This is a genomic window from Pseudomonas sp. Mn2068, assembly GCF_049319725.1.
Classification (GTDB): Bacteria; Pseudomonadota; Gammaproteobacteria; order Pseudomonadales; family Pseudomonadaceae; genus Aquipseudomonas; species Aquipseudomonas gingeri.
This window is the reverse complement of sequence record NZ_JBMOUG010000015.1, coordinates 1-16,192: the sequence shown is the minus strand read 5'-3', so window position 1 is coordinate 16,192 and position 16,192 is coordinate 1. Positions and strand designations below refer to the sequence as shown.

The window sequence follows — 16,192 nt, the reverse complement described above, 5'->3', positions numbered from 1 at the left end:
GTATTTCTCCAGGCGGACTGCCCGTGGGTGTCCGATTGTTTTTGTTGTCTGGTGATGATTGTCTGAAGCAGGTACCGCTATGATCCGGCGCCAAAGTCCGGGAGCGGATGCAGGTCGCAATTGCGTCCGGCCTTGGCCACCTGGCCGGGCAGTTCGTGTCCGAGCAGCGCCGGCAGGCGACGGGAGATCGCCAGCAGCGCCGGCAGGTCGATCCCGGTGTCGATGCCCATCTCGTCGCACAGGTTGACCAGGTCCTCGGTACAGATATTGCCCGAGGCCCCGGGGGCGAAAGGGCAGCCGCCGAGCCCGCCGACCGCGGCGTCGAAACGCCGGGCCCCGACCTCATACGCGGCCAGCACGTTGCACAGGCCCAGGCCACGGGTATTGTGGAAATGCAGGGTCAGGGCCTTGGCCGGCAGACGGCCGAGCACACGCTTGACCAGCCGCTCGACCTGACGCGGATTGGCCATGCCGGTGGTGTCGGCCAGGGTGATGCCCTGCATGCCCATTTCCAGGTAGGTATCGACGATCCGCACCACGCGGTCTTCGTCGATGGCACCTTCGAACGGACAGCCGAAGGTGGTGGCGATGCTCGCGTTCAGCAGCACCGTCTCGCCGCGAACCCGTTCGATGACCGTCGCGAAGGCCGTCAGCGAGGCCTCGCAACTCATGCGCATATTGGCCCGGTTGTGGCTCTGGCTGGCGGACATCACCAGGTTCAGTTCATCGGCGCCGGCCGCCAGGGCCCGCTCGGCCCCTTTCAGGTTCGGCACCAATGCCACGTAGATCACGCCCGCCTGGCGACGAATGCCGCGAAAGACGGCTTCACCATCGCGCAGCGCCGGGATCGCCTTGGGCGAGACAAAGGAACCGCCTTCGATCCGCGAGAAGCCGGCCAGCGACAGTTCGTCGATCAAGGCGATCTTGTCGACGGTTTCGACCCAGCTCGGTTCGATCTGCAAACCGTCGCGGGGCGAGACTTCCTGGACCACCAGGCGTTCGGAAAAATCGCGGATCATTGCACCACCCCTTCGGCTTTCAGGCGTTCGATATCGGCCTCGATCAGGCCCAGGTCCTGGAGAATGTCATGGGTATGCTGGCCCAGGCTCGGCCCCTGCCAATTCACCACGCCCGGTGTCTCGGACAGTTTCGGCACGATGCCCGGCATTTTCACTCGGGTACCACCAGGCAATTGCGCATCCAGCAGCATGTCGCGGGCCTGGTAATGGGGATCGGCGACGATATCGGCGACGGAATAGATCCGCCCGGCCGGCACCTCGGCGTCCTGCAGGGCCAGCAGCACATCGTCGATCGGCAGGCTGCTGGTCCAGTGGGTGATCGCCGCGTCCAGCAACCCGCTCTGTGCCGCCCGGCCATCGTTGTGGGCGAACTGCGGCGCCTCGGCCAGGTCGGGACGGCCGATCACGTTCATCAGGCGCTTGTAGATCGGGTCGCTGTTGCCGGCGATCACTACATAGGCGCCATCAGCGGTCAGGTAGGTATTGGACGGAGCGATGCCGGGCAAGGCTCCCCCCGTACGCTCACGGACATGGCCGAGCAGGTCGTATTCCGGCACCAGGCTTTCCATGACGTTGAACACGCTTTCGGCCAGGGAGACATCGACCACCTGCCCTTCACCCTGGCCGGTCTTGACCCGCAACAGCGACATCAGCGCGCCGATGACACCGTGCAACGAGGCCAGGGAGTCGCCGAGACTGACCCCGACCCGCGCCGGTGGCGAACCGGGCGTGCCGGTGGTGTAGCGGATCCCGCCCATGGCTTCGCCGATGGCGCCGAATCCGGGACGGTCGCGATAGGGGCCGGTCTGGCCATAGCCGGAAATGCGCACCAGGGTCAGCCCGGGATTGAGGGCGTGGAGCACGTCCCAACCGAGACCGAGTTTCTCCAGGGCGCCGGGGCGCAGGTTTTCGATCAGCACGTCGGCATCGGTCGCCAGTTGCTTGACCAGTTCAATGCCTTGCGCCGACTTGAGATTCAGCGCCAGGGATTTCTTGTTCCGCGATTGCAGGTACCACCAGAGCGAGGTGCCTTCGTGGAGCTTTCGCCACTTGCGAAGCGGATCGCCCTGGCCGATGGATTCGATCTTGATCACCTCGGCGCCGAACTCGCCGAGCATGCGCGCCGCGAAGGGCGCCGCAATCAGCGTGCCGATCTCGATCACCTTGATTCCGCTCAGGGGAGCAGTCATCACCGGTACCTCACTTTCTTGGAATTTGCAGCCAAGGCTAGTGGAGCACGGGGTGTTGAATCCAACCTTCACTCGGCAAGCTTCGTTCGCGAAACGCGAAAGCTCGGGAGCAGGAACGTTCAGTCCGGCGCTTTCAGGTGTTCGAACAACAAACGGCTCACCGGCGACAACGCCGTCTCATCCCGGGCCACCAGGATCAGGCTGCGCGTGGACCATTCGTCGTTGAGCGGCACGGCGTGCAAGCCCAGGGCCCGACCGAACAGCTCATAGGCCTTCAGCGGCAGGATGCCGATGCCCATGTTCGCCTGGACCATCCGGCACATGGCATCGAAGCCCGGCACATGGATCCGCAGGCGCAGCACCTTGCCCGCCGCGCGGGCCGCCGCATGGGTGCGCATATTGATCGAACTGGCCGAATGCAGGCCGACGTGATCGCTGTCCAGCGTCTCGGCGAACGCCAGTTCCTCGCGGTCCGCCAGCGGATGATCTGGCAGCATCAGCACCACCAGCCGGTCGTGCCGGTAGAGTACGCTGGGCAGGCCGCGCACATCGGTGTCGCAGGAACAGACGCCGAGATCGGCCACGCCGTCGAGCACGCCTTGCACCACGCCATTGCTGGGACGCTCTTCGAGATCGACCTTCACCTGCGGATGGCGCGCGGAGAAGTCCCGCAGGTCTTCCGGCAGGAACTGGATGATCGCCGAAAGATTGGCCAGCATGCGCACATAACCGCGCACACCCTGGGTGTGCTCACCCAGTTCCAGGCCCATTTTCTCGACGTTGAACAACATCTGCCGGGCGTGATGCAGCAAGGTTTCCCCGGCCGGCGTCAGCGCCATGCCCTTGGCCTGGCGCACGAACAGACCGACACCCAGCGCCTCTTCCAGCTCCATCAGGCGCTTGCTCGCCGCCGACACGGCGATGGCCTCGCGGGCCGCCGCGCGGGTCAGGGTGCCTTCTTCGTGCACGGCGACGAACAGTTGCAGGGTGATCAGGTCCAGGCGGCGGATCAGGCTTTTTTGCAGCATGGCAGGCTCGGCGGCGGCTCAATCGAAGTGCCGAGGATATCGCCCTTTCAGCCCCGTGCTGAGAGTTGATTGATCGCCCGGGGATCGAGGATCGCCTGCGGCGCGCCCTGGCGGGCCACCGCCAGCATCGCCCGGCCCACGGTTTCGGTGGTCTGGATGGTGTCCGGCCACAAGCGCCGCAGCAGGCTGATCAACGGTCCGGCGACACTGTAGACCGTCTGGTACAGCGGGGTCTTGGAGCGCACGCCGTGCAGCGGCTGGATCGCCCCGGGACGCATCAGGTACACCGCCTTGAACGGCAGGCGCTGCAAGGCGTTCTCGGTGCGCCCCTTGACCCGTGCCCACATGCTGCGGCCCTTTTCACTGCTGTCGGTGCCCGCGCCGGTGACATAGACAAACGTCATGTCCGGGTTGAGCCGCGACAAGGTCGTCGCGGCCGCCATCGTCAGGTCGTAGGTCACCCGGGTGTACTGCGCCTCGTCCAGGCCCAGCGCGGAAACACCGAGGCAGAAGAAGCAGGCATCGAAGCCCTGCAACTCGGCCTCGATGCCGTGGTAGTCGAACAGGTCGGCGTGTACCACCTGGCTGAGCTTGCCATCGACCTGGCTCACCGGCGTACGACCGATGACCCGGACCTGCCGCACATCATCGGCCAGCAGGCATTCACGCAGGACACCCTGGCCGACCATGCCGGTCGCACCGAACAACAGAATCTTCATGGACGACCTCTCAATGGGTTGGAAATGCCGGCAGCTCCACAGGTGCACTGTAGTCGGCGGCGCGACTGACCTCCAGCCAGCGCTCACCCGCCTCGGCGCGCGTGCTCTCGGCCTGCGCGCAGTACTGCAGCGCATCGTTGCCGATCAACAGGTGCAGCGGCAGTTGCTCGTGATAGGCCAGCTTGAGCAGGATCTGCGCGATACGATCGGGATCGCTCGGCTCATTGCCGGCATAGGCACCGAGCAACTCCTTGATCGCACCGACGCTCTCGGCGTAGTCGTCGATGATCGACGGCGTACCCTGGCCGGCGCGTACCGCCCAGTTGGTGCGCATGCCACCCGGTTCGATAGCACAGATCCTGATGCCCAGCGGCGCCACTTCCTGCGCAACCACTTCGGTGAAACCGCCCACCGCCCACTTCGCCGCCTGATAGGCGCTGAGACCGGGCATGCCCAGGCGACCGCCCACGGAGGAGATCTGTAGGATGTGCCCGCTGCGTTGCGCGCGCATCACCGGCAAGGCCGCCCGGGTCATGTTGACCACGCCGAAGAAATTGGTCTCGACCTCGGCGCGGAACGCTTCGGCTTCGGTCTGCTCGAAGGGCGCGAGATGACCGTAGCCGGCATTGTTGACCAGCACATCGAGGCGCCCGAACGTATCGACCGCGACCTGCACCGCGGCTTGTGCCGCTGCCGCGTCCGTGACATCCAGGGCCACCAGCCGCACCTGGTCGCCGTAGCGCGCCACCAGGTCGTCCAGGCGCTGTGGATCACGCGCCGTCGCCACCAGGCGTTCCCCTGCCGCCAGCACCGCCTCGGCAATATTGCGACCCAGGCCGCTGGCACTTCCGGTAATCAACCAGACTTTGGACATTATCGTACTCCTGCTTTGCGTTGAGATAATTTATGAGTGAGCACTCACTCATTTTTCATACAAGAAAAAGCCCTCGCCTATTCCTTGGCAGTGGCACTCCAGAACGCCTGGAAACCGGTTTCGGCATAACGTTCGGCCTGGTCGGGTTCGCGGCGGATGAAATCGATGGTGGTATCGGCCAGGGCGCCCATGATCGCCGCGACAAAGGCTGCCGGCTGATCGCGGAACAGACCGCTGGCGATGCTCTCCTGCATCATCGCGTTGACCTCGCAGAAGTCCTGCATGCCCAGCAGCTTGCTCTGCTCGGTGACCTGCGCGGACATCCCGAGCAAGGCCACCACCTTGCGCTTGTGCGGCTCGGCCACGCCCCAGTCGACATAGCTCTGCCAGGCATGGCGGGCACGCTTCTTCACCGTTTCCGTGCGCGGATAGCCGGGCATCATTACGTCACGCAACTCGGCCTTGAGATGCAGGTAGAGTTCGTTGAGCAACACGTCCTTGGAACTGAAGTAGTTGAACAGCGTGCCCTCGGCGACACCGGCGAGCCTGGCGATCTTCAGCGTCGGACAACCCAGGCCCTGCTCGGCGAACACCTCGATGGCGGCGCTGAGGATGGCGTTGCGTTTGTCGGTGCTTTTCGGACGGGCCATGGATCGGGGAGTGCTCGGGCAATAAGTGAGTAATCACTCAATTAAACCCGCAAAGGTTTTTATTTGCAAGTGCCAACGAGATGAACGGTGTTTGCACCACGTCACGTGCGCTGGTGAATGCGCTGACGCCTTCGTGGGCAAGCCCACTCCCACAGGGGAACGCGATCAACTGTGGGAGCGGGCTTGCCCGCGAAAGATCCTGAAGGCTGGAACGCGCTGCGGAAGGTCTGATCGTTCCCACGCTCTGCGTGGGCATCCAGCCCGTGACGCTCTGCGTCACCTGCAAAGCGGACGCGGAGCGTCCAGCAACGCGTTCCCACGCAAAGCGTGGGAACGATCTGCAACTAGAACGCGCTGCGGAAGATCTCTTCGATCTGCCGCTGATCGGCCGCCCGCGGGTTGGTCAGGCCACAGGCGTCCTTCAGGGCATTGGCCGCCAGCACCGGGATATCCTGCAATTTGGCCCCCAGCTCACGCAGGCCGGCCGGGATCTCGACGTCCCCGGACAGGCTGCGGATCGCCACGATGGCCGCCTGGGCGCCCTCTTCCGCGCTCAACCCGGCAACCTCCGCACCCAGCGCCCGCGCCACATCGCTCAGCCGTTGCGGGCATACCGCCGCATTGAAAATCTGCACATGGGGCAACAGCACCGCATTGCAGACGCCGTGGGGCAAGTCATAGAAACCGCCCAACTGGTGCGCCATGGCATGGACGAATCCCAGGGAAGCATTGTTGAAGGCCATGCCCGCCAGGAACTGCGCATAGGCCATGTTCTCCCGGGCCTTCAGGTCGCTGCCGTCGCGCACCGCCAGGCGCAGATTGGCGCTGATCAACTCGATGGCCTTGATCGCGCAGGCATCGGTGATTGGTGTCGCCGCCGTCGAGACATAGGCCTCCACCGCATGGGTCAGGGCATCCATGCCGGTGGCCGCCGTCAGCCCCTTGGGCATGGCGACCATCAGCGCCGGGTCGTTGACCGACAGCAGCGGCGTGACATTGCGGTCGACGATGGCCATTTTCACGTGCCGCGACTCATCGGTGATGATGCAGAAGCGGGTCATTTCACTGGCGGTACCGGCGGTGGTATTGATCGCGATCAGCGGCAGTTGCGGCCTGGCCGAACGGTCGACGCCTTCATAGTCGCGAATATGCCCGCCGTTGGTGGCGCACAGGGCGATGCCCTTGGCGCAGTCGTGGGGCGAACCGCCGCCCAGGGACACCACGCAATCGCAGCCGGCATCCTTCAGCGCGGCCAGTCCTTTCTCGACGTTGTCGATGCTCGGATTGGGCCTGGCGCCGTCGAAGATCAGCGAATCGATGTCCTGCATCGCCAGCAACTCGGCGATCCGCGTCGCCACGCCCGCCCTCGCCAGCCCGGCATCGGTCACGATCAGCGCCTTGCGAAAACCGTAGTTGCGGATGGCATTCATCGCTTCGTCCAGACAGTCGATGCCCATGATATTCACGGCGGGAATGAAAAATGTGCTGCTCATGGCGAGTCCTCTTGGCGTTGACGGGGCTTGCCTGCCCCACGAAGCTCAGAGCATCGACCGGTTATCCGTGGGCGTTGTTGATCTGGCTCAACGCCGGGTCGTGATAAAGTCGCCGCCTGTCCACCTTTTGCCTTGAGACGACGAATAGCGATTATGGAATTCCAGGAATTTGACGCCGAACTTGAAGACTGGAACGCCCTGCGCGCCGAGATCCCCTTCAAGGGGCTGCTGATCGGCAACGGGGCGAGCCTGGCGGTGTGGCCGAAGTTCTCCTACGACTCGTTGTTCGAGAAGGCCCAGAGCACCCGTAACCGCCCGCTGGGGTTGAGTGAGCTGGCGGTGTTCAAGGCCCTGGACACCAGCAACTTCGAACAGGTGCTCAGTGCGCTGAAGAGCACCATCAAGGTCAATGCCGCCCTGACCATCAACTCATCGTCACCGCGCAATCGCTACTTCGCGATCAAGGAAGCGCTGATCCATGCGGTGCGCTCGGTGCACATCCCGTGGAAGTTCGTCGAACCCGGCAGCCTGGCGCGGATCAACGCCGAACTGGGCAACTACCAGACGCTCTATTCCACCAACTATGACCTGCTCAACTATTGGGCGATCATGCAGGCGCCGCAGTCGTTCAAGGACCTGTTCTGGAACGCCGACGCGACCTTCGACCTGGGCAATACCGCAACCCAGGGCACGCGCATCCTCTACCTGCACGGCGGCCTGCACCTTGTGAAGAATCTCGATGGCAGCACGCGCAAGTTGCTGTCCTCGGAAAGCACCCTGCTCGGCAGCTTCGCCATCAACACCCTCGGCGATGTGCCGCTGTTCGTCAGCGAAGGCAGTGCCGAAGACAAGCTCAAGGCGATCCGCAACTCGGACTACCTGGCGTACTGCTACGGCCAACTGAGCGAGCACCAGGGCGCCCTGTGCATCTTCGGCCACGACCTCGGCGAACAGGACCAGCACATCGTCCAGGCCCTGCACGACGCCCGCATCCAGACCCTGGCGATCTCGATCCATCCGCGCAGCAAGGCGTTCATCCAGCACCAGAAACGGCGCTTCGCGAAACTGTTCGTCGGCCGCGACGTGACCTTGCGCTTCTTCGATGCCAAGAGCCACCCGCTGGGCAGCCCGCAGTTGCTGGTCACCCCCGAGGACTGAGACTTCCCCGGTCACTCCTCGCGGCTGTGCACCACCACCAGCAACTCGGCCTGCTCCTCGCCCACCGAGCGCAGGCGATGGGGTTTCTGGGCGTTGAAATGCAAGGCATCGCCGCGCTCGAGAATCACCCGTTCGGTCATGAAGTCCACTTCCACGCGGCCTTCATGGACGAACAGGAACTCTTCGCCGAGGTGCTCCTTGAAGCGCTTATCGGTGAATTCCCTGGGCGGATAGATGATGAACGGCAGCAACGTGCGCTCGCTGACCTGGTGGGCCAGCACCGCATAACCCGGCGCCTGCGCATCAGTGCCCAGGGACTGGCGCTGCCCGCGGCGCACCAGGCTGTAGCTGTCGAGGCTGACACTGTCTTCGCTGAACAACTCCTCGACCTTGACGTTCAACGCCTTGGCCAGTTTCAACGCGGCCGCAATCGACGGCGTGTTCAAGCCGCGCTCGACCTTCGACAGGTAACTCTTGGTCATGCCGGATTTCTCGGCCAATGCCTCAAGGGTTACGCCAAGTTTTTTTCTCAATAATTTCAAACGGATAGACATGCGCAGCGATTAATCCAGCAGAAAGCCAGCGAATTCGTCTTGCCAATGACACTTTGTGTCATATAGCCTCTTTAGTGTCATCCGCTTTCCCACCCACGACCTTGCGAGCAACGGAGGGTTGGCAGATCCGACGTCCCTCGACATGACACAGGACCCCGATATGGCCAAGACATTAGCACTGCCCAAGGACCAGTTGGTCAAGCAGGCCCTGAACCAGATGCAGAACACCCTGGCGGATAATACGTGGACTGACCGGCAAAAGCTGGCCCTGACCTGCCGCATCCTCTTCGAGAACGGCCACGACTCGGGCCTGGCCGGGCAGATCACCGCGCGCGGACCGAAGCCCGGTACCTACTACACCCAGCAACTGGGCCTGGGCTTCGATGAGATCAGCGCCAGCAACCTGCTGCTGGTCAACGAAGACCTGGAAGTCCTCGAAGGCCAGGGCATGCCCAACCCGGCCAACCGTTTCCACAGCTGGGTCTACCGCGCCCGGCCGGATGTGAACTGCATCATCCACACCCATCCGACCCACGTCGCCGCGCTGTCGATGCTTGAAGTGCCGCTGGCGGTCTCGCATATGGACCTCTGCCCGCTCTACGATGACTGCGCGTTTCTCGAAGCCTGGCCCGGCGTGCCGGTGGGCAACGAGGAAGGCGAAATCATCAGCGCCGCCCTCGGTGACAAACGGGCGATCCTGCTCTCCCACCACGGCCAGCTCTCTACCGGCGCGAGTATCGAGGAGGCCTGCGTCATCGCCCAGCTGATCGAGCGTGCGGCCAGGTTGCAACTGCTGGCCATGGCTGCCGGCACGATCAAGCCGATCCTGCCGGAACTGGGCCGTGAAGCCCATGACTGGATCTCCCGGCCCAAGCGCCATGCCACGGCCTTCAACTACTACGTTCGGCAGAACCTGCGCCAGCACGCCGATTGCCTGAACTGAGCGTCCCTGCCCGATAACCTGCTCTCAATCCCGGAGACCCACATGACTACCCCTGCTATCCACGGCATCATCGGCTACCCCGTCACGCCCTTCAGCGCCGACGGCGAACACCTCGATCTCGACGCACTGGGACGTGGCATCGACCGCCTGATCGAAGGCGGCGTGCACGCCATCGCGCCCCTCGGCAGCGCCGGTGAAGGCGCCTACCTGAGCGATGCCGAATGGGACACCGTGGCCGAATTCAGCCTGGCCCATATCGCCCGGCGCGTACCCACCGTGGTCAGCGTGTCCGACCTGACCACCACCAAGGCCGTGCGCCGCGCCCGCTTCGCCGAGGCCAGGGGCGCCGATGCGGTGATGGTGCTGCCGACGGCCTACTGGAAGCTCGGCGAAGGGGACATCCTCGCCCACTACCAGGCCATCGGCGCCAGCATCGGCGTGCCGATCATGCTCTACAACAACCCCGCCACCAGCGGCACCGACATGTCGGTGGAACTGATCCTGCGGATCGTCCGCGCCGTGGAGAACGTGACCATGGTCAAGGAGAGCACCGGCGATATCCAGCGCATGCACAAGCTGCACCTGCTCGGCGAAGGCCAGGTGCCGTTCTACAACGGTTGCAATCCGCTGGCACTGGAAGCCTTCTGCGCCGGCGCGGTGGGTTGGTGCACGGCGGCGGCGAACCTGATTCCGCAGCTCAACGGCGCGCTGTACCAGGCGGTACAGGACAACGACCTGCAACGGGCCCGGGCCCTGTTCTACCGGCAACTGCCGCTGCTGGAGTTCATCCTCAAGGGCGGCTTGCCGGCCACGGTCAAGGCAGGACTGCGCCTGACCGGCCTGGAAGCGGGCGAGCCACGCCGGCCGGTGTCGCCACTGAACGAGGCCGGCCGGAAATCGTTGCAAGGGATGCTCGACAGCCTGCGCGAAGACTGAGCCGACAGCCGTGCCGACGGGACTGCCCGATCAGGTCCGCCGGGCCGCGGCAAAATGGCGATTCTCGACCCGCCGCAGCCCGAGGTTCTCCCTCAGGCTGCGGCCTTCGTATTGCCGCCGGAACAATCCCCGGCGCTGCAACTCCGGCACCACCAGCCCGACAAAATCGTCGATGGCCCCCGGCAGATGGGTAAACAGCACATTGAAGCCATCCGCCGCATCCTCCTCGTACCAGGTGGCCAGTTCGTCGACGATCTGCGCGGGCGTGCCCACCAGTACCTTGTGTCCGCTGGCCGACAGGCTGCGCAGCAATTGCGCCACGGTCGGCCGCTCGCGGCGAATCAGCTCGATCACCAGTTGCTGGCGACTTTTATGCCGCTCGGTCGACGGCACTTCGTCCGGCAACGGCACCCGTGCCTGCAGAGGCAATGACGACAGGTCGAGCCCCAGGTCCAGCAGGTAGGACAGGCCCTTGAGCTGCGCCTGGGGATCGACCAGGCTTTGCAGGTAGTCGTGTTTTTCCTCGGCCTCGCTCAAGGTCCGCCCCACGGTCGGCGAGATCCCCGGGAAGATCTTCAATGCCTCGGCAGTCCGCCCATACCGCGCCAGACGGCCTTTCAGGTCGGCATGGAATCCCTGCGCTTCCCGCAGGGTCTGCTGCGCGGTAAACACCAACTCCGCGGTACGCGCCGCCAGCTCCCGACCGGCTTCGGAAGAGCCGGCCTGGGCGATCACCGGCCAGCCTTGCAGCGGCCGTGGCGCATTCAGCGGACCACGGACCTGGAAGTGCCGGCCCTGGTGCTCCAGCACATGCATCCGGGTCACATCGAGCCAGGTCCCCGAAGCCTTGTCCCGGACAAAGGCATCGTCCGCCCAGCTGTCCCAGAGCCCGCTGACCACATCGAAAAATTCCTCTGCCCGCTGGTAGCGGTCGGCATGTGCCAGGTGTTCGTCACGATTGAAGTTCTCGCCACCGATCAGCGCCGTCACCAGGTTCCAGCCGGCGCGCCCGCCGGACAGATGATCCAGCGAGGCGAAGGTCCGGGCGAGGTTGTACGGTGCGTTGTAGCTGGTGTTGGCGGTGGCGACCAGGCCGATATGCCGGGTCGTCATCGCCAATGCCGGCAGCAGCGTCAGCGGGTCCCAGCGCAGGCTGTGGGAGCTGCGCGCCAGCACCTGCGGATCGAGGCTGCCCACGGCAACGTTGTCATTGAGGAACAGGGCATCGAAGCAGCCGCGCTCCAGGGTCTGGGCATAAGCAACGTAGCGCCGCGCATCCAGCGAGGCGTCGGCGTCCGCCTGCGGATGCCGCCAGCTGGCGCCATGGGCACCGGAGCCCGACAGAAAGGCACCGAGGCGAATCTGCCCGGCTCGCCTAGCCACGACCGGAGCCCTCCACCGCTGGCTGCGCCGCCGGCACCCGCAACAGGCCACTGACCAGCGCCCAGCCGGCCAGCACCACCAGGGCAAGGAACAGCATCACCGCGCGGTAACCGTGGATAAAGGCACCTTGCACATCGTCCAGCGGTTGTCCGGAAAAGCCGTGGTAGATGCCCACGCCGACCGCGAGGCCGAGGCCGCCGCCGACATTGTGCAGGGTCATCAGCGACCCCATCGCCACCGACGACACGCCTTGCGGTACCGAGGAGATGCCCAGCACCGTGGACGGACCGAGGATACTGGCCCAGCCCAGCCCCATGATGACGAAGGCCGCCAGCAGGTAGGGCAGCGAAGTCTGGCGATCGAAACCGGCCTGCAACAGCGCCGACAGCAGGAACAACAACAGGCCGGACTTGATCAGCAGGGCCGGGCCCTTGCGGTCCACCAGCCGCCCCACCAGCGGCGACAGCAGCGCCACCCCGAGGGTGGTCGGCAGCAACAGCAGGCCGCTGGCCTGCACGCTTTCACCGCGTACCAGCGCCAGGTACAGCGGCATCACGAAGAACGCCACGCAATAGAACACCGCCAGGGTGAAACTGGCGACCACGCCGGCGACAAAGCGCCGATTGGCGAACAGCTGCAGATCGATGATCGGTGCCGCGACACGTTTCTCCACCCGGACAAAGGCCGTCAGCGCCACAACCGCCAGCCCGATCAGGCCCAGGCTCAACGGCGAGCTCCAGCCCCAGGCGGCCCCCTGGACAATCACCAGCACCAGGCTCGGCAAGCCGACCAGCAGCAGCGCCGCCCCCAGCCAGTCGAGCCGGGTACCCGCCTGCGGCGAGCGCGATTCATTCACGCTGAACGCGCAGATCCCCAGGCTCAGCAGGACAAACGGTACGTTGATCAGGAAGATCCATTGCCAGCCGAAGGCGCTGGTGATCAGCCCGCCGAGCACCGGTCCCACCGCCAGCCCGACGCCGTTGACGCCGAACAGCACGCCAAAGGCCTTGCCCTGTTCGGCACTGTCGAAGGTATTGGCGACAATCGCCCCCGAGGCGGTGTAGAGCACCGCACAGGCCAGCCCCTGGGCGATGCGCGCGGCGATCAGGCCATCGATACCGACCGCCAGCCCGGCGCCGAGGGAGGCCAGGCCGAACACGCTCAGGCCGATAAACAGCACGCGCTTGCGCCCGTGCAGGTCGGCCAGGCGACCGACCAGCACCATGAAGCTCGACAGTGCCAGGATAAAACCGTTGATCACCCATTGCAGGCTGTCGACCGACGCCCCGAGGTCGGCCTGCAAGGCCGGCAGCGCGGTGTTGACGATGGTGAAATCGACACAGCCGAGAAAACTGGCAATGCTCACGCCGAGCAATGCCCACCATTTGCGTTGCTGTTGCGCAAAAACGCCCATGGGGAAACTCCTTTTTTCAATTGAAAATCACTCGTAAGGATCGTTCCCACGCTCCAGCGTGGGTACGCCTCGCTGGACGCTCCGCGTCCGTTTTTGTGCCGCGGAGCGTGGGCACGATCACCCATATCGGGGTGGCCGCACTCGCCTCTTCGCGGGCAAGCCCGCACCCACAAATTGTCGGTCGTGTGTGGGAGCGGGCTTGCCCGCGAAAGCGATGCGACAGGCAGCACAAAACCTCAGATGGCAATCGCCCCACTGGACCAGTTCGGGTGCACGATGCCCGGCAAGGTGAACGGAATCGGGATCCCGCGCTTCTTGAACTTGAGCGGCAACCAGCGCACCCGGTCCGGACTGTGGGGGGCGATCAGCAGGTCGCGACTGGTGGCCATCGCCGCCGTCATCTGCTGCGGATACAGCACATAGTGATAACCCTCGTCCGCCCACAGCGGCAGGATGATCGGGATCTCTTCCAGGATGTATTCCCGGCACTGGGCCGCGGCCTTTTCGATATCGGCGTGTTCGTCACGCAATCGCAGGCGGTCGGTGAACACCGCGATGGTTTCCTCGATGGCCAGGCGCAGTTCCTCGCGGCTCTGGTAGACCTCGTTCAATTGCTGGCGCAGCTCGGCATAGCGGTCGCTGGCCAGTTCCTGGTTCCAGCGCGTCACGTGGTACGGCACCCGCAAGCCGTCGAGGATGCCCTGGTTGCGCGCCAGCCAGGCATCACCATCGCGGATCGACGCCGACAGCGCTTCTCCCGGCGACTTGCCGTGCTTGTTGTGGCGTTGCAGGGTGTCGGCCACCACCACCTTCACGTGGCTGAAGCCCGACTGGTTGATCAGGTGGATGGTCGAGCGCAGCTTCTGGTCCTCGTGATACTCCTGGCCGACGCTGACCGCCAGTACCACACGCTTGCCATCGAACTCGTGGTCTTCACCACCCTTGTTGAAATACGCCTTGAGGTTGATCTCTTGCACAGTACTCATGGGATTAGCTCCAGTAGGCCAAAGGCTGGTGTTCGCCGTAGTAACCGATAAAAACGCCGAGGGTGACGCGGGTGCTGGTGGGCGAAGGGCGCACCGCGTGGATCAGCCGCGGGTTGAGCAGGATCAGGTCGCCGGGCTCGGGCTTGATCACGAAGTCCGGTGGCGGCAGCAGGTGGCGCTCGATGCCGTAGGCCCGTTCGCCGCGCAGGCGCCGGTACTCGTCTTCGTCGGGCTCGATGCCCCAGATCTCCAGCTCGCCGCCGTCGTCGGGGATCTGCAGGTAGATGTTGGTCGAGAGCTGGCTCAGCAACTGCCGGCCATGACCGGGCGGGGTGTTGCGTTCCAGGTCGTCGGTGTGGGGCGTGAGGTCGACGCCACTGCCCTGGAAACGGGCGATGCCGACAAAGCATTTCTGCCCCTGCACCTGCAACAGATGCGCACCGCTCGGCCAGACCTCGTCCAGCAGCAGGCGCAGTTCGTCGATGGGCGAGGCCAGCGGCCGGAACAGGTTGCGGATCCGGCGGATGTTCGGCAACGCCAGCGCGTGGTACTCGGCGCGGCTCTGCTCGTCCTGGATCTCGATGTAGGCCTTGCCCACCCGGACGAATTCGCGCTGCTCGCTGAAGGCGCTCCGCAGGTCGTGCTGGTAAAGCTTGTCGCGGGCCAGTTGCAAGGTGTCCGGCGGGCAGAAACCCTTGAGCTGGACCCCGTAGGAACGTTTCTCCACGACATCGAGGATATGTCGTGCTTCAAGCTGATCGGCAGTGGTCACGGTAAACATGAAAACTCCTTCAATTCCCTGAAAGTGATGGACTGTGCACAGCAGTGTTGAAGCGTTGATCGAAATGCTCGTCGGCCTTGAATGCGGCCTGGATGACGCCCTCCTCCCGATACAGATCGGCGGTGTGTTGCACGTCGTCGATCACCGTCGGCCCGACATCGATGCGATGGGCCTGGGCAAAGCGATTGGAACGTTCGTGGATGGCCAGCGGCAGGCCGCTGTAGCCGGCCTGGATCGCGGAAAAGGCTGGCTGGTGGGCATTGGCCCAGTCATAGGCACGGGCCAGGCGCTGCAGGAAGTCGCCGATCTGCGCCGGCTTGTCGCGGATCGCCGCGTCGTTGGCCACCAGCAACATATGCCCGGCGAACAACCCGGCACCGCTGACCAGCACCCGTGTGCCGCCCTCCAGCTGGACCATGCTGGTGTAGGGGTCCCAGGTCGACCAGGCATCGGCCTCGCCGTTGGCGAGCAGGGTTCGCGACTCGCCCGGGGCGAGGAAGACGAACTGCGCGTCGCCCCCGTGCAGCCCCACCGAACGCAGCGCCGCCAGCGCCAGGAAATGACCGATGGAGCCGCGCGTGGTCGTGATGCGCCGGCCCTTGAGATCGGCGGCTTCCTTGAGCGGCGAGTCGTCCTTGACCACGATGGCCACGGCGGTCGGCGTGACATTGACCTTGATCACCCCGACGGTTTTCAGCGGCGCACCGGCGGCCGCGGCAAACACGAAGGGCGCGTCGCCCAGGCTGCCGATATCCACCGCGCCGGCCGCGAGGGCTTCGGCGGTGGGCGCGGCGGCGGCGAACGAGGCGAACTCGATCGGGTACGGCAGGTTGTCCAGTTCACCGGCGGCCTGCAGGAGGATCTTCAGCGACTGCTTCTGGCTGGAGACCCGCAACGGCTCGGCGGCCTCGACGCTCAGGCACAGTAGCAACGCAAGCAAAACACCACACCTGTGCAGGAGCCGGGTTTTCTGCCTCACCGCCAGCAAGCCGGATCCCCCAAGCGGGGGGGTGGGATCTAGGTGAGGGGTCACTCCTCCAAAAAACAGGCTTGCGCGGCTTTGG

The 16,192-nt window shown here is 64.6% G+C and carries 16 protein-coding genes; 3 read left to right on the top strand and 13 right to left on the bottom strand.

What is annotated here, in order from left to right:
- Positions 1-77 precede the first annotated feature (77 nt).
- The 7 genes from ACL9RJ_RS26400 to yiaY form a co-directional block, all read right to left on the bottom strand.
- Positions 78-1,019 carry a hydroxymethylglutaryl-CoA lyase gene (locus ACL9RJ_RS26400; protein WP_177119339.1) on the bottom strand — a complete coding sequence of 314 codons (942 nt, stop codon included), beginning with the start codon at positions 1,017-1,019 and terminating at the stop codon, positions 78-80.
- On the bottom strand, positions 1,016-2,209 hold the full coding sequence (locus ACL9RJ_RS26395; protein WP_177119338.1) for a CaiB/BaiF CoA transferase family protein: 1,194 nt from the start codon (positions 2,207-2,209) through the stop codon (positions 1,016-1,018). The genes ACL9RJ_RS26400 and ACL9RJ_RS26395 overlap by 4 nt, the downstream gene beginning before the upstream one ends.
- Before the next feature lie 119 nt (positions 2,210-2,328).
- Positions 2,329-3,237, bottom strand: a complete 909-nt coding sequence (locus ACL9RJ_RS26390) for a LysR family transcriptional regulator (RefSeq protein WP_177119337.1) — start codon at positions 3,235-3,237, stop codon at positions 2,329-2,331.
- Between the two features lie 47 nt (positions 3,238-3,284).
- Positions 3,285-3,956, bottom strand: a complete 672-nt coding sequence (locus tag ACL9RJ_RS26385) for an NAD(P)H-binding protein (protein WP_177119336.1) — start codon at positions 3,954-3,956, stop codon at positions 3,285-3,287.
- Between the two features lie 10 nt (positions 3,957-3,966).
- Positions 3,967-4,830 (bottom strand): oxidoreductase, encoded by an 864-nt coding sequence (locus ACL9RJ_RS26380; RefSeq protein ID WP_422765826.1) that lies wholly within the window; start codon positions 4,828-4,830, stop codon positions 3,967-3,969.
- Positions 4,831-4,907: 77 nt separating this feature from the next.
- Positions 4,908-5,480, bottom strand: a complete 573-nt coding sequence (locus ACL9RJ_RS26375) for a TetR/AcrR family transcriptional regulator (protein WP_017126583.1) — start codon at positions 5,478-5,480, stop codon at positions 4,908-4,910.
- 344 nt (positions 5,481-5,824) lie between these two features.
- Complete coding sequence (gene yiaY, locus ACL9RJ_RS26370; RefSeq protein ID WP_422765825.1) at positions 5,825-6,973, bottom strand: L-threonine dehydrogenase; 1,149 nt, start codon at positions 6,971-6,973, stop codon at positions 5,825-5,827.
- Positions 6,974-7,126: 153 nt separating this feature from the next.
- Between yiaY and ACL9RJ_RS26365 the strand changes: the two genes are divergently transcribed.
- Positions 7,127-8,131: a DUF4917 family protein gene (locus ACL9RJ_RS26365; protein WP_017126585.1), complete on the top strand. Its 1,005-nt coding sequence runs from the start codon at positions 7,127-7,129 to the stop codon at positions 8,129-8,131.
- A gap of 11 nt (positions 8,132-8,142) precedes the next feature.
- Here ACL9RJ_RS26365 and ACL9RJ_RS26360 read toward each other — a convergent pair whose 3' ends face one another.
- The gene (locus tag ACL9RJ_RS26360) at positions 8,143-8,685 is read right to left on the bottom strand and encodes a helix-turn-helix domain-containing protein (RefSeq protein ID WP_017126586.1); all 543 of its coding nucleotides are present in this window, start codon (positions 8,683-8,685) and stop codon (positions 8,143-8,145) included.
- Positions 8,686-8,845: 160 nt separating this feature from the next.
- On the opposite strand from ACL9RJ_RS26360, the gene ACL9RJ_RS26355 reads away from it, so the two are divergent.
- Positions 8,846-9,628: an aldolase gene (locus ACL9RJ_RS26355; RefSeq protein WP_177119333.1), complete on the top strand. Its 783-nt coding sequence runs from the start codon at positions 8,846-8,848 to the stop codon at positions 9,626-9,628.
- 42 nt (positions 9,629-9,670) lie between these two features.
- Positions 9,671-10,564 carry a dihydrodipicolinate synthase family protein gene (locus tag ACL9RJ_RS26350; RefSeq protein ID WP_177088172.1) on the top strand — a complete coding sequence of 298 codons (894 nt, stop codon included), beginning with the start codon at positions 9,671-9,673 and terminating at the stop codon, positions 10,562-10,564.
- A gap of 30 nt (positions 10,565-10,594) precedes the next feature.
- Here ACL9RJ_RS26350 and ACL9RJ_RS26345 read toward each other — a convergent pair whose 3' ends face one another.
- The 5 genes from ACL9RJ_RS26345 to ACL9RJ_RS26325 form a co-directional block, all read right to left on the bottom strand.
- Positions 10,595-11,947, bottom strand: coding sequence for an LLM class flavin-dependent oxidoreductase (locus ACL9RJ_RS26345; RefSeq protein ID WP_369684105.1), 1,353 nt, complete (start codon positions 11,945-11,947; stop codon positions 10,595-10,597).
- The gene (locus ACL9RJ_RS26340; RefSeq protein WP_017126590.1) at positions 11,940-13,361 is read right to left on the bottom strand and encodes an MFS transporter; all 1,422 of its coding nucleotides are present in this window, start codon (positions 13,359-13,361) and stop codon (positions 11,940-11,942) included. The genes ACL9RJ_RS26345 and ACL9RJ_RS26340 overlap by 8 nt, the downstream gene beginning before the upstream one ends.
- A 236-nt stretch (positions 13,362-13,597) precedes the next feature.
- On the bottom strand, positions 13,598-14,347 hold the full coding sequence (locus tag ACL9RJ_RS26335; protein ID WP_017126591.1) for a tRNA-dependent cyclodipeptide synthase: 750 nt from the start codon (positions 14,345-14,347) through the stop codon (positions 13,598-13,600).
- A gap of 4 nt (positions 14,348-14,351) precedes the next feature.
- Entirely contained in the window at positions 14,352-15,128 is a 777-nt protein-coding gene (locus ACL9RJ_RS26330; RefSeq protein ID WP_177088167.1) for a 2OG-Fe(II) oxygenase, read from the bottom strand.
- A 10-nt stretch (positions 15,129-15,138) separates the two neighbouring features.
- The gene (locus ACL9RJ_RS26325; RefSeq protein ID WP_017126593.1) at positions 15,139-16,068 is read right to left on the bottom strand and encodes an aliphatic sulfonate ABC transporter substrate-binding protein; all 930 of its coding nucleotides are present in this window, start codon (positions 16,066-16,068) and stop codon (positions 15,139-15,141) included.
- Positions 16,069-16,192: the final 124 nt, after the last annotated feature.